This is a genomic window from Pseudochelatococcus lubricantis, assembly GCF_042432495.1.
GTDB classification, from domain to species: domain Bacteria; phylum Pseudomonadota; class Alphaproteobacteria; order Rhizobiales; family Beijerinckiaceae; genus Pseudochelatococcus; species Pseudochelatococcus lubricantis.
Map to the genome: position 1 here is coordinate 1259817 of NZ_JBHLXC010000002.1, position 12759 is coordinate 1272575.

The 12759-nt window shown below is 63.3% G+C and carries 12 protein-coding genes; 5 read left to right on the forward strand and 7 right to left on the reverse strand.

All coding sequences use genetic code 11. From position 1 onward, the window contains the following. Positions 1-16: 16 nt before the first annotated feature. From ACFFJ7_RS08525 to ACFFJ7_RS08550, 6 genes are all read right to left on the reverse strand, one after another. Complete coding sequence (locus ACFFJ7_RS08525; protein ID WP_166952716.1) at positions 17-823, reverse strand: carbon-nitrogen hydrolase family protein; 807 nt, start codon at positions 821-823, stop codon at positions 17-19. Between the two features lie 286 nt (positions 824-1109). Continuing rightward, positions 1110-2135: an RgsD C-terminal domain-containing protein gene (locus ACFFJ7_RS08530; protein WP_377591758.1), complete on the reverse strand. Its 1026-nt coding sequence runs from the start codon at positions 2133-2135 to the stop codon at positions 1110-1112. A 3-nt stretch (positions 2136-2138) separates the two neighbouring features. Continuing rightward, positions 2139-2972, reverse strand: coding sequence for an NAD kinase (locus tag ACFFJ7_RS08535; protein WP_377591759.1), 834 nt, complete (start codon positions 2970-2972; stop codon positions 2139-2141). A gap of 118 nt (positions 2973-3090) precedes the next feature. Further along, the gene (locus tag ACFFJ7_RS08540; protein WP_377591760.1) at positions 3091-3378 is read right to left on the reverse strand and encodes a hypothetical protein; all 288 of its coding nucleotides are present in this window, start codon (positions 3376-3378) and stop codon (positions 3091-3093) included. Positions 3379-3579: 201 nt separating this feature from the next. Then, positions 3580-4062, reverse strand: a complete 483-nt coding sequence (locus ACFFJ7_RS08545) for a CesT family type III secretion system chaperone (protein ID WP_377591761.1) — start codon at positions 4060-4062, stop codon at positions 3580-3582. Between the two features lie 151 nt (positions 4063-4213). Next, entirely contained in the window at positions 4214-5062 is an 849-nt protein-coding gene (locus tag ACFFJ7_RS08550) for a hypothetical protein (RefSeq protein ID WP_377591762.1), read from the reverse strand. A 409-nt stretch (positions 5063-5471) separates the two neighbouring features. On the opposite strand from ACFFJ7_RS08550, the gene speB reads away from it, so the two are divergent. Together speB and argC are read left to right on the forward strand one after the other, a co-directional pair. Next, the gene (gene speB / locus ACFFJ7_RS08555) at positions 5472-6425 is read left to right on the forward strand and encodes an agmatinase (protein ID WP_166952733.1); all 954 of its coding nucleotides are present in this window, start codon (positions 5472-5474) and stop codon (positions 6423-6425) included. A gap of 77 nt (positions 6426-6502) precedes the next feature. Continuing rightward, positions 6503-7453 (forward strand): N-acetyl-gamma-glutamyl-phosphate reductase, encoded by a 951-nt coding sequence (gene argC / locus ACFFJ7_RS08560; RefSeq protein ID WP_377591763.1) that lies wholly within the window; start codon positions 6503-6505, stop codon positions 7451-7453. Positions 7454-7493: 40 nt separating this feature from the next. On the opposite strand, the gene ACFFJ7_RS08565 is transcribed toward argC, so the two are convergent. Beyond that, the gene (locus ACFFJ7_RS08565) at positions 7494-9302 is read right to left on the reverse strand and encodes a PHA/PHB synthase family protein (RefSeq protein WP_377591764.1); all 1809 of its coding nucleotides are present in this window, start codon (positions 9300-9302) and stop codon (positions 7494-7496) included. Positions 9303-9515: 213 nt separating this feature from the next. Between ACFFJ7_RS08565 and ACFFJ7_RS08570 the strand changes: the two genes are divergently transcribed. The 3 genes from ACFFJ7_RS08570 (at position 9516) to ACFFJ7_RS08580 (ending at position 12666) form a co-directional block, all read left to right on the forward strand. Then, on the forward strand, positions 9516-9875 hold the full coding sequence (locus ACFFJ7_RS08570; protein ID WP_166952742.1) for a hypothetical protein: 360 nt from the start codon (positions 9516-9518) through the stop codon (positions 9873-9875). Positions 9876-10091: 216 nt separating this feature from the next. Beyond that, entirely contained in the window at positions 10092-11309 is a 1218-nt protein-coding gene (locus ACFFJ7_RS08575; protein WP_166952745.1) for an LL-diaminopimelate aminotransferase, read from the forward strand. A 34-nt stretch (positions 11310-11343) separates the two neighbouring features. Then, a complete protein-coding gene (locus ACFFJ7_RS08580; RefSeq protein ID WP_377591765.1) occupies positions 11344-12666 on the forward strand; it encodes a homoserine dehydrogenase in 1323 nt (440 codons plus the stop codon). The last annotated feature ends 93 nt before the right edge of the window (positions 12667-12759 follow it).

Sequence of the window (12759 nt, forward strand, 5' to 3'; positions counted from 1 at the left end):
CACGCTTTTTCAAGGGTCAGACCGTTGCCGGCGGCGGTGCGTCGCTCTCCTGCGTCCGGCGCAGGCGCGTGCGATCCTGCATGTTGGCATATTCCGGGCGGGCGGGATCGATTGCCGCAACGACGATCGCCGGCTGTCCGCGCCGGGCGCGGACGAGGAAGTTGCCGTCCGGCCCGATGACGCCACCGGGCAGGCCGCGGCTGGTGGCGACTGGCGTCGACAGCCCGATCCACAGCGCGTTGATCGCCGCGTGGGCCTGTGCCTCGATGGCGACGATCGCTTCCTCGGCATAGCAGGACAGCAGTACCACGTCCGTGGAGAGGCGCTCGTAGGCGGCGAAGAGTTCCGGATAGTGCACCTCCGTCGACAGCGCGCAACCGAAGCGATAGCCGTCAACGACGAAGCTGGTCGACGTGACGCCCGGTGTATACCAGAGGCTGGATCCGTCGCTGGCGCACAGGCGCTTGTCGTAGCGCGTGACGATCACGCCCTTGTCCGAGATGACATAGAGGCTGTTGTGCGGCTCCTGCGGCGGTGGCAGGCGGTGGTTGCTGCCGATGACGGTCCACAGCCCGAGCTTGCGGGCATGGTCGGCCGTTTCCGTGAGTTCGGCGTCGAGCGCCTCCCAGTCCACGCGGTGCCAGTTGTTGATCTGGTTTCTGGCGCGGCCGGAAAGAGCGCATTCGGTGAAGTGGATAAGGCGCGCCCCCTTTTCGCTGGCGCGTTGCATCAGCGCGCGCACATGGCGGCCGTTGGCATGAACGTCTGCCGTTATGTGGCTTTGCGCCGCTGCGATAATCAATGGTTTCACGAGATTCGTCATCGCTGAATCGTGACGGTTTTACGACGATCTGCCAAGCCCGCGCGGTGCATATCATCAAAAAAATATCGCATGCTGGAATTGGCGAAATTTTAATAATAATTCTGAATATTTGGAAGATTCTTATAAGTATTTACCATCTTATAAGTTTTATTCGCAACTACTAGCGGTAGTTCGGCACGCTGATGTTGGGGCGCGATCCGATTTATCAAGCCGGATCGTCTCATAAAATCTTTGATTTAGAGAGATTTATTGCCGATAGGATGGCCTCCGGCGATCGGAAAACGCTCTAACGCCCGACAATCTCGACATCGTTATCGATGCCGCTCCTGACGGTAAAATCGCGCGAATAGACCTGCCCCTCGTGGCGGGCGACCACGACATAATCTCCCTCGGCGAGGATGAGCGACGTGAATGCGCCCACTTCCTCGTGGATCGTGTCGCCGCCGGGGGTCAGCACGCTGAAGGCTGTGCCGGCGAACGCTTCCGCGCCCTCGCCAGCGACGAGCTTCAAGGTGACGCGCGCTCCGCGATGGTTGATCGTCGCGTCCGTCACCTTGCCCGCCTCGACCGAAAGGTCGGCGCGCGCGATGGCGTTCGACGTACCGTAGTTCGACACCACGTGATAATCGCCCGCCGGCAGTCGCACGATTTCGCCGGAGCGGATGTTCTCCGTCACCAGCCGACCTTCCGGATTGTTCTGTTCGGGAAGGTAGACCGAATAGGTGAGGTCCTGATCCGGAATCGCCTCCTTGCCGACCGCGCCGGTGACGCGCAGCCCGCCGGCGGCGATCGCCAGCCGCGAAACGGAATCCGCGCGCAGGGCAACGCGCGCCATGGCGCTCGCGAAGCCATAGGAAACGTGGACGATGTAGTTTCCCTGTGGCAGGGACTGGCGCGGCGTGGCCTCCGTCAGCTCGGACACCGGCGTCGGCGCGGCGCCGGGCGTCACCGCGTAGATGCGCCATACCAGCCCGGACTGGATCGGCATCTCGCTGCCAGCGAGTGTCGCCGCCAGCGAAAGCGCGTGGGTCATCTGCGGCCCGCCCTGAAGCGCCTGCGGCAACGTCTTCGGCGCATCGCCGGCCGGGCTCTCCATCCGCAGCGCAGGGCCCTCGACGGGGGGCGTCGGGCTCTCCATGGGAAGCGCAGGGGTGATGGGAATGGCCTTCGGCGGCTCGTACCGTTCCTGCCCGCGCGCGATGTCGCACGGCTGCACGGCGACAAGCGCCATCACGGTGGCCACGGCCGCCCGGCCGCGCCATGATGTGCCACGCGCGGCGCCGTGTTGCGGCCTATGGCGGGCGGAAACCATGCCTCAATATCCGAACTGGGCGCGCAGGATGCGCTCATCGAGGCTGTGACCGGAGTCGTGGAGCATGACCAGTTCCACCTCACGGTCGAGCGCGATATCCACGAAGGCGACCGAGAGGACTTCCGTGTGATCCGCCACGGCGTTCACCGGCCGCTTGTCGGCCTCCAGCACGTCGAAGCGCAGGCGGGCATGGTCGGGCAGCAACGCGCCGCGCCAGTGCCGTGGGCGGAAGGCGGAGATGGGCGTCAGCGCCAGCAGGGGCGCGTTGAGCGGCAGGATCGGCCCGTTGGCTGAAAGGTTGTAAGCGGTGGACCCAGCGGGCGTCGCCACCATGATGCCGTCGGCGATGAGTTCCCTGAGCCGCACCTCGCCATCGACCCAAACCCTGATTTTGGCCGCCTGGTAGGTCTGGCGCGACAGGAAGACCTCGTTGATACCCCAGGCGCGGAATTCCTGTCCGTGAATGTCGTGGGCAACCATCAGCAGCGGATGGACGACACTGCGCTGGGCTGCGGCGAGGCGCTCCATCAGCCCTTCTTCCCTGAACTCGTTCATCAGGAAGCCGACAGAGCCGCGGTTCATGCCGTAGATCGGCTTTCCGGTGCCCATGAAACGGTGCAGGGTCTGCAGCATGAGGCCATCGCCGCCGAGCGCGATCACGATGTCGGCGTCGTCCGGCGCGCTGGCGCCGTACCGCTCCTTCAGGCGGTCGGCGGCGGCCTGCGCCTCCGAGGTGTCGCTCGCGACGAAGGCCACCGCGGGCGAGTCCGGTGGCCGGTAACCGGGAAGGGCGGCGCCTTGCGGCGTTTCGTCGCTGTATGCCTGATCCACTGACATGACGATCCGTGACTGTCGGCGGCGGGCGTGAAATGCCCTGCCGGGGCCATAACAGATAGCCGCAGAAGATGCCGCGTCAAAGGAAAAAGAAGCGCGGCGCGGCGGGTTGGGGCGCCGGTTACCGGCCGTCCCTGTCCGCGTCCCGGGCCGAAGGCTCGCCCCTTTCCCTGTGCGAAAGGATGACGTATTCGGCATCGATGACCTGATCGCCTCCGGACCGCCCGGCGCGGGACGCCGATTCGCCGCGCCAGTAGGCGAGGAAGCGCCAGATCAGCCCGCCGACCAGCACTGCCGGGAAAATCAGCAGGAACGCGCTCACAGCGACCACAGCCAGCGTCAGCATGAGCGCGGCCGCAACCGCGAAAGCCAGCACAAGCTGCCAGCGCTTCAGTCTGACTGCCCGCATCCTGGTGAAACCGTATCGGCCTGTATTAAACGGACCATGCGTCATGCGTGTCTTCCATCCCTCGTCCATGCCGGACGCCTTCCTGATTCCCGGCCCGTGGCGCCGCAACGCCGGAGCCGGGCAAAACGATCAGCTTCATATGGTGGCACGATAGCCTTGCGCCAAGATATCCGCGTCATCGTCGTCCGCAGCGGCATCTTGTCAGACGCGCTTCAGCAAGCCCCCCATGAGGTCGGTCGCCGATACGGCGGAGGGGCCGGGGGATTTGTCCGCCCCGGAGAAGGCACCCGAAGCCGCATATCGCCGCCACGTCTCGATGGTTTCGAGATTCTCCTTCACGAAAGCGTTGAACCGCTCCTGCTCAAGTCCAGCGAGGGAAACGGTGTTGACGAAAAACAGGAGATCGAAATCCCTGTTGAACCCCGCACAGCCTTTGCCGGCCAGCGACCAGCCCAGGCTCAGCTCCAGAAAACCCGCATAGAGATCCGCGTCGTGGCCGATCGCCGTGTTGATCACCGGCCCGTACATTGCGATCAGATGCTTGTCCCTGTCGTGCCGGAACCCGGTGAGAATGTCGTCGAACATGAGAATGGCTCCTCCGTTCTCGTCGAAGGCGACATCCCGGAGGCCGATCGATCGGCCGAAGCCATCGATCAGTTCATCGGCATCGGCGGCGGCTACCATGTCTTTCTCCTGTATTCGTCTCGGCGGACGAAACTTCCGCAAAATTAAATTTTGCGCAAAAGTCTCAATTATGGCCTTTAAAAGTGTATATTTTGCATTTTAAAAAATAAATTAATATGAAAATTATAATATATAAAAATTATTAATTTTTCTATGAAAAGAATATTCCATCAACATCGTGATTTATGATTCTCAAATCGTCTGTCGACTCTTTTATGGGTCGCCATTTTACAATAGTATTCTCATCCGATGTCGCGGTTTTCTGCAGCTCGACCAGAAACGTATTCATGGCGGATGTCGCGCGCCGGAGGCGCTCCACATGTGCGTCCTGCAGCTCGCCCCTGGAGAGAAGGTGTTGCGCCTTCTGCATGCTCGCCTCGATCTTGCTCTGGATCGCGACGGTGTCGCCTTTCAACTGGCTGAAGACCTTCTTCACGCCCGATTGAAACACGCCTTCCTTCATGTCGGCGGTTTTTTCATCGCGCCATCCGTAGTAGGCGCCGCCTGCTGTCAGGACGACGCCGATCGCCGCCGCAAGGGGAACAACGCTGCCCATGCTTGACACGCAGAGAACCACGATAGCAACAGTCAGCAGGGCAAGCCCGACAGCAAGGCCGACTTTCGCGGCGAGTTTGGTGTTCTCGCGGTTTTGATAGTTCAGGGCATTGGTGGCGTCGCTGATATCCGGGAACTGGTCTATCTTAAGCTTAAGAAGCTCTTTCTTCTCCGCTTTGGAGAAGTGCATGACCTTCATGTTGTTGAGCGATTCCCACAGGGCGCCGCCCTTTTTGACGTCATCGGCGATGCTGACCAGCTTGTCTTTCAGTTGCCGGCTGACCTGTTTGCCGTAGCCGGGGCCGCCCATATAATCAAGCGCGTCATCGATAGCCCGGTGCATATTGTTATCGTTCAGGCCCAGTCTCGGTTGCTTTTGATTCAAATCGGCCAATGAATAACTTGTATTCCGACTCGAATGGGTACTTGCTGATAGCTCAGTCATAATAAATCCCCGAAATAGGAAAATTTATAAGGTCGATGAAATGACGTAAAATTGAAGATAATTCGCACCATATATCACCAATAAAATATTTCAAGTGTCTTTTATGTAGCTGGCAAATTTATATAAATACTATATTTAATTTACGATTATAAGAATAATTCAATTTTAGTCTAATAATATATCTGTCATACTATTTGATTTCAGGTTCTGGCCAATGGGAATGTATCTCCCCGCGAGATAATGCAAGCGTCAAGGCTTGCTGCAATTTGCCGCTGAACGTGCGCATCGGGGGCGGTGCGGACTTTCGGGTGATATCGCTTGACGTCCGGCGCTTTCGCCGGTCAACTTCACCGCAGCCTTGGTGCCCCCGGCGGGCGCCGTCCCGCAAATCCGCGCACGAGAGGCCGCCTTGTCCGACGATCCTATCCGCCCCCGCCCCACCGACAACGCTTTTCTCGGCGATCTCAGGGGCGGGTCGGCCGAGCCGACCTATTCCGGCGCGCTTTCCTTCATGCGCCGCCGCTTCAGCCGCGACATCGATGGCGCGGATGCCGTCGTCTGGGGCATTCCGTTTGATTGCGCCACTTCAAACCGCCCGGGCACGCGATTCGGGCCGCAGGCTATCCGGCGCGCTTCGGCGATCTTCGACGGCGATCCGCAGTTTCCTTCCGGGCTTGATCCGTTCGACGCGCTGACCGTGGTCGACTGGGGTGACTGTTCGTTCGACTACAGGCATATCGAGCAGGCGCCGGGGCTGATCGAGGCGCAGGCGGGCGAGATACTGGCCTCGGGCGTGCAACTGATCACGCTCGGTGGCGATCATTCCATTACCCTGCCGCTGCTGCGTGCCCACGTGGCACTGCACGGGCCGCTGGCGCTGGTGCAGTTCGACGCCCATCAGGATACCTGGGAGGCGGACGGCGGCATGTCGCATGGCACCTTCGTCACGCAGGCGGAGGCAGAGGGGCTGATCGATACCGGCAGCTCGATCCAGATCGGCGTGCGCACCCTTGCCCCCGACGATTTCGGCATCGAAATCATAGATGCCTATGAAGCGCGTGTGCTGGGAGCGGCGGGAATCGCGGAACGTGTGCGCGAGCGCGTGGGGGCACTGCCGGCCTATCTCTCCTTCGATATCGATGCGCTCGATCCCGCCTTCGCGCCGGGAACCGGCACGCCTGTGTCGGGCGGGCTCGCCGCCGTGGACGCGCTGATGGTGCTGTGGGCGCTGCGTGGCCTCGACTGGCGGGGCATGGATGTCGTCGAGGTGTCGCCGCCCTACGACCATGCCGACATCACGGCCATCGCCGGCGCCACGGTGGTGCAGCACTATCTGCAAATTCTCGCCGAGAAGGTGCGCTGAGCGTCGGCGTGCGCATGCGCTCTTGACAGGCGGACCGGCTGCCGCCATGCCGGAAACAGTCACAGCAGGGGTCTATCATGTCCGACCAGACGCATCCGACCGCCGGCGCCCGGCCGCGCGTATTCATCGACGGCGAAGCGGGAACCACGGGGCTCGGCATCCGCACGCGCCTCGATGAACTCGGCCTCGTCGACGTCATCAGCATCGCGCCCGAGAAGCGCAAGGATGCGGATGCGCGCCGCGAGATGATGCGCGCCGCCGACCTCATCATTCTGTGCCTGCCGGATGACGCCGCGCGCGAGGCCGTGAGCCTCGCGGCCTCGCTGGGCGATGAGGCGCCGCGCGTGCTCGACGCGAGTACCGCGCACCGGGTGAGCGAGGGCTGGGCCTACGGCTTTCCGGAAATGGCGGAAGGGCAGGCGGAGGCGATTGCCGGCGCATCCCATGTCGCCAATCCCGGCTGCTATGCCACCGGCGCGATCGCGCTGCTGCGCCCGCTCGTTGAGCGCGGGCTGCTTCCGGTCGATTTCCCCGTCGCGATCAATGCGGTGAGCGGCTATTCGGGCGGCGGGCGGTCGATGATCGAGGATTACGAGGCGGCGCGGGCGCCGGCGTTCGAGCTTTACGGGCTCGGGCTGAAGCACAAGCATCTGCCGGAGATCCGCGCCTACGGCCTGCTGGCCCGCCAGCCGATCTTCGTGCCGTCCGTCGGGAACTTCCGGCAGGGCATGTTGGTCAGCCTGCCGCTCTTCTTGCGCGATCTGCCCGGCGCGCCGTCCGCCGCGGACCTGCATGCCGCGCTCGCCGCGCATTACGAGGGCGCGCGCAACGTTGCGGTGGCGCCGCAGGAGGAAGCGGACGCCGGCCGGATCGAGGCGCTGGCGCTCAACGACACGGATCGGCTCGACATCCACGTGTTCGGCAACGCGGAACACGGCCAGGCGGTGCTGGTGGCGCGCCTCGACAATCTGGGCAAGGGCGCGTCCGGCGCCGCCGTCCAGAACCTGCGGCTGATGCTCGGCGTGTGATGATCGCCGCCCTGCCGGGGCGGCGCCTGCCAGTCACTCGTTACGACGTTACCCGGACATACTCGCCGGGCGCATCGCCCAGAACCGGCAGCGGCCCCGTCGCGGGATCACGCGCGGGGACGCGCTCGGGCGCCTGCGCTTCCAGCCACGCGAGCCAATCCGGCCACCAGGAGCCGGGGTGCTCCTTCGCTTCCGACAGCCAGCCCTTGATGTCGCCATAAAGCGGGGCCTGCGACGTCCAGTACTGGTATTTGACGCGCGCGGGCGGGTTGACAACGCCGGCGATGTGGCCCGATCCGGAGAGAACGAAGCGCACCGGCCCGCCCAGAAGCTGCGCGCCGAGGAACACGGATTCGGCGGGCGCGATATGGTCCTCCCGCGTCGCCAGTTCGTAGACCGGGACTGTGATCTTCTTCGGGTTGAGGAGCACGCCGCCGATATTCAGCTCGCCTCTGGCAAAGGCGTTCTCCAGATAGAATTTCCTCAGGTAATACGAGTGGTTCGCCTTGGTCATGCGCGTGGAGTCGGAGTTCCAGTGCAGCAGGTCGAACGGGAAGGGCGTCTGCCCCTTCAGATAGACGTTGATGATATACGGCCAGATCAGGTCATTGGGCCGCAGGGCGTTGAACGCGCCCGCCATCACGATGCCGTCGAGATAGCCATAGGTCGTCATGCGGTCTTCGAGCGCGCTGATCTGGTTTTCGTCGATGAAAACCTTGAGGTCGCCGGCGCGCGTGAAATCGATCTGGGCCGTCAGCAGGGTGATGCTGTCGATACGCCGGTCGCCGTTGGTGGCGAGGTAGGCCTGTGTCATGGCGAGCAGGGTGCCGCCGACGCAGTAACCGACCGCGGCGAGGCTGTCTTCGCCCGTCAGCTTGAGCACGACGTCGACCGCCGCGATCAGGCCTTCGCGCATGTAGGCCTCGAAATTCTTGTCGGCCAGACTCGCCGCCGGATTCACCCACGAGATGCAGAACAGCGTCGCGCCTTGGTCGACAGTCCACTTGATGAAAGATTTGTCGCGGGTGAGATCGAGGATGTAATACTTGTTGATCCACGGCGGAATCAGCAGAACCGGGCGCTTCAGCACGGTTTCGGTGGTGGGCGAATACTGGATCAGCTCGAACAGCTCGTTGCGGAACACGACCTTGCCGGGCGTGGTGGCGAGGTCGACGCCGACCTTGTAGCTCCCCGGCGGTGTCTGGCGGATCTTGAGTTCGCCGTTGCCGGCGGCGATGTCCTCCGCGAGCATCTTCATGCCGCGCACGAGGTTGGCGCCGTTTTCCTTGATGGTTTCGCGCAGTACTTCGGGATTGGTGGCGAGGAAATTGGTTGGCGAGAGGGCGCTCGAAATCTGCTTGACGTAGAAGCGCGCCTTCTGCCGCGTGGCGTCGTCCAGCCCTTCCGCGCCCTCCACGAGGTTGTCCGCCCAGTGGCTGGTGATCAGGTAGACCTGCTTGAGGAAGTCGTAAACCGGATGCTCCTGCCAGTCCTCCGCCCGGAACCGCTTGTCGCCCGGCAGCGGCTGCGCGACCGGCGCCACGGCCTCGCCGTTGAGGCGCTTGAACGTGGTCGCCCACAGATCGATGAAGCCGTTCGCGAGGTTCATCTGCGCCTCGATCGCCTTCTGGGGATTGGCGATCCACTGCTCGGCGAGCTGGCCGAGTGTCTTTACCATGTCGGAGATGTCGGCAGGGCCCTTGGGCGGCGTGCGGCCGCTCTCGATGGGCTTCAGATAGGCGGCGGTCGCCTTGCCGGTTTCCTCGACGAGCTTTGCCATGTTGTGCGACAGCTCTTCGAAATCCGGGAGCGGAAACTCTGCCTGAGCGTTGGCGTCCTGCTTCGACATGCTCTGTTTTTCCTCGTGGCGTCCGGGTTGGCGCGGGTCATCGGCCGGCTTTTGTACTTGTCGACCGGGAGAAGGCTTGCCAGCCTTCTCCAATCGGGATTTATAGGACATAAGCCTTCTTGCCCCCCGTTACGATGACCCACATGCAACGCTGCTCATGAAAGTAGCCGCAATTGCCTTGAATGTCGCCAGTCACGCAGAAAGTTGCCGATCATGATGAATGTTCTTCGCCAATCGACGCCGGCTGCGGCTCTCATCCTTGTCCTTGGGGCCTGCGCGGGGTGCTCGGGCAACGGCCCCGTGCGCAGCGTCGCCGTTGCGAGCGGCTTCGCGACGCAGGGGGCGAAATCGGCCGATTTCGTCGAGCAGTCGCGCCCCGGGGCGCTTGAGTACAAGCCCGTGGGCGTCAAGCCGCCGGATCGCGGCCATGCGCCGTTGAATGCCGATGAACTGCGGACGCTGGAGACAAGCCTCGACCAGCGCCGGACGCGCAACGAGTCGGAGGCCGCGACCGCGAAGGCGCTCGGCAATACGCCGATGGCGCAGCCGCCGGTCATTCCGCCGCTGGAATGAGGGGCGCAGCCGTGCGGCGGCTGCGCGGGGAAGTGTTTCCGCGAAAATATTTCCGGGAAGATATTTCCACCCGCCGCGTGTTGATGATAGACGTTACCTTTACGGCTGTTCGCGCATGATCGTCGATGCGCCGGCCCGTATAAGGCTGCTCTCAAGCGAGCGTTCCGGGCTGGGGCGCGGAGCCTTCAGCCCATTGGCAATCCCGGATACCAACCCATGACCGAATTTCATCGTATCAAGCGCCTTCCCCCCTATGTGTTCGAGCAGGTCAACCGCGCCAAAGCGGCTGCGCGAGCAGCGGGCGCAGATATCGTCGATCTCGGCATGGGCAACCCCGATCTGCCCGCGCCGCGCCACGTCATCGAGAAGCTGGTGGAAACGGTCGGCAAGCCACGCACGGACCGCTATTCGGCCTCGCGCGGCATCGCGGGCCTGCGGCGCGCGCAGGCGGGCTATTACGAACGCCGTTTCGGCGTGAGGCTCAATCCCGAGACGCAGGTCATCGCCACGCTCGGCTCGAAGGAGGGCTTCGCCAACATGGCGCAGGCCATCACGGCGCCCGGCGACGTGGTGCTGGTGCCGAACCCGAGCTATCCGATCCACGCCTTCGGCTTCCTGATGGCGGGCGGCGTCATCCGCTCCGTCCCGGCGGAGCCGACGCCGGCATTCTTCCCGGCGGTCGAGAAGGCCGTGGTGCACTCGATTCCGAAGCCCATAGCGCTCGTCGTTTGCTATCCGGCGAATCCCACCGCCTATGTCGCCTCGCTCGATTTTTATCGCGATCTCGTGGCCTTCGCGAAGAAGCACGACCTGTTGCTGCTATCGGACCTCGCCTATTCGGAAGTGTATTTCGACGGCGAGCCGCCGCCCTCCGTTCTGCAGGTGCCGGGCGCGATCGACGTGACCGTCGAGTTCACGTCGATGTCCAAGACCTATTCGATGGCTGGCTGGCGCATCGGCTTCGCGGTCGGCAACGAGCGCCTCATCGCTGCGCTGGGCCGGGTGAAGTCCTATCTCGACTATGGTGCGTTCACGCCCGTTCAGGTGGCGGCGACCGCCGCGCTGAACGGCCCGGACGACTGCATCCGCGAAATGCGCGCCACCTACAAGCACCGGCGCGACGTGCTGATCGATTCGTTCGGCCGCGCCGGTTGGGACATCCCGGTGCCGAGCGCGTCGATGTTCGCCTGGGTGAAGATTCCGGAGCCCTTCCGGGCACTCGGCAGCCTGGAGTTTTCCAAGCTGCTGGTGGAGAAGGCGGAGCTTGCCGTCGCGCCGGGCATCGGTTTCGGCGAGCATGGCGACGAATACGTCCGCATTGCCGTGGTCGAGAACGAGCAGCGCATCCGGCAGGCTGCCCGCAATCTGCGGCGTTTCCTTGAAACAGCGGACAAAACGTTGCACAACGTCGTTCCACTCGCTGCGCATCGCTAAGCTGCGCACCTTCCATCGCACCCGGTTCTGAATAATGGCGCAAAGTTTACGGGTCGGCATCGCCGGCCTTGGCACGGTCGGCGCATCCGTCGTCCGCCTTCTCGATCAGCAAAAGGATATCCTGGCCGCCCGCTGCGGGCGCGCGATCGTCGTCACGGCGGTTGCCGCCCGTGACAGGACGCGCGACCGCGGCATCGACCTCGGCGGGCTGCAATGGTACGACGATCCCGTCGCGCTGGCGGACGCGCCCGATATCGACGTTTTCGTCGAACTCATCGGCGGCGAGAACGGCCCGGCGAAGAAGGCCGTCGAGACGGCCCTGCGCGCGGGCAAGTCGGTGGTCACGGCCAACAAGGCGCTGATCGCCCACCACGGCGAGGCGCTCGCCCACCTCGCCGAGGAACGGCAGGTGGCGCTCTCGTTCGAGGCGTCTGTCGCCGGCGGCATTCCCGTCATCAAGACGGTGAAGGAAGGGCTTGCCGGCAACCGCATCTCGCGCATTTCCGGCATTCTCAACGGCACCTGCAACTACATCCTCACCCGGATGGAGAAGGAGAGCCTGTCGTTCAAGAAATGCCTCAAGCAGGCGCAGGTGCTGGGCTACGCAGAGGCCGACCCGACCTTCGACATCGACGGCTACGACACCGCCCACAAGCTGACCATTCTCGCGGCGCTCGCCTTCGGCGTCGATGTCAATATCGGTGCAGTCTACGTCGAGGGCATCAGGTCCATCGATGCGTTCGACATCCGCATGGCGAAAAAGCTCGGCTACCGCATCAAACTGCTGGGTGTCGCTGAGCGGTCCGAATCGGGCATCGAGCAGCGCGTCCATCCCACCATGGTGCCGGACGATTCGCCCATCGCCCGTGTGATGGGCGTCACCAATGCAGTGAACATCCAGGCGGATGCGGTGGGTGAACTCACCCTTGCCGGTCCGGGGGCTGGCGGCGATGCAACCGCCTCGTCGGTGATCGCCGACATCGCGGACATCGCGCGCGGCCTCGTCAGCCCGCCGTTCGGCGCGCCGGCGGCCTCGCTTGGCCGCTCCATCCAGGAGCCGATGCAGGTTCACGAAGGCGGCTATTACGTGCGTCTGACGGTGGCCGACCAGCCGGGCGCGGCCGCGTCTATCGTCACGAGCTTCGCCGATCTCGGCATCTCGCTGGAGAGCATCATCCAGAACCGCTCCGAGGATGCCGCCCAGCTTGATCCCGCCGGCCGTTCGGGCGCGCCGGTGCCCGTCGTGGTCATTACTTACGCGACGACCGAACAGGCCATTCGCTCCGCGGTTGATAAGGCGATCGCGGAGGGATATGTCGTCGAAAAGCCACAGGTTATCCGTATCGAACGGGAATAGTATTCGCCGTGTCCGCGAATGACACGATAAAGACGTGAAAGCATGGCGTAGCCGTTCGCGCATACCCCTGTTCAAGCTTGTCCCCGAGGAGCA

Bases quoted from the DNA above. Each gene is read 5' to 3' on its own strand.
- ACFFJ7_RS08535 (WP_377591759.1), bottom strand. From the start codon at position 2,972: ATGTCAGTGGATCAGGCATACAGCGACGAAACGCCGCAAGGCGCCGCC.
- ACFFJ7_RS08550 (WP_377591762.1), bottom strand. From the start codon at position 5,062: ATGACTGAGCTATCAGCAAGTACCCATTCGAGTCGGAATACAAGTTAT.
- ACFFJ7_RS08540 (WP_377591760.1), bottom strand. From the start codon at position 3,378: ATGCGGGCAGTCAGACTGAAGCGCTGGCAGCTTGTGCTGGCTTTCGCG.
- argC (WP_377591763.1), top strand. From the start codon at position 6,503: ATGTCCGACCAGACGCATCCGACCGCCGGCGCCCGGCCGCGCGTATTC.
- ACFFJ7_RS08525 (WP_166952716.1), bottom strand. From the start codon at position 823: ATGACGAATCTCGTGAAACCATTGATTATCGCAGCGGCGCAAAGCCAC.
- ACFFJ7_RS08575 (WP_166952745.1), top strand. From the start codon at position 10,092: ATGACCGAATTTCATCGTATCAAGCGCCTTCCCCCCTATGTGTTCGAG.
- ACFFJ7_RS08530 (WP_377591758.1), bottom strand. From the start codon at position 2,135: ATGGTTTCCGCCCGCCATAGGCCGCAACACGGCGCCGCGCGTGGCACA.
- ACFFJ7_RS08580 (WP_377591765.1), top strand. From the start codon at position 11,344: ATGGCGCAAAGTTTACGGGTCGGCATCGCCGGCCTTGGCACGGTCGGC.
- ACFFJ7_RS08570 (WP_166952742.1), top strand. From the start codon at position 9,516: ATGATGAATGTTCTTCGCCAATCGACGCCGGCTGCGGCTCTCATCCTT.
- ACFFJ7_RS08565 (WP_377591764.1), bottom strand. From the start codon at position 9,302: ATGTCGAAGCAGGACGCCAACGCTCAGGCAGAGTTTCCGCTCCCGGAT.
- ACFFJ7_RS08545 (WP_377591761.1), bottom strand. From the start codon at position 4,062: ATGGTAGCCGCCGCCGATGCCGATGAACTGATCGATGGCTTCGGCCGA.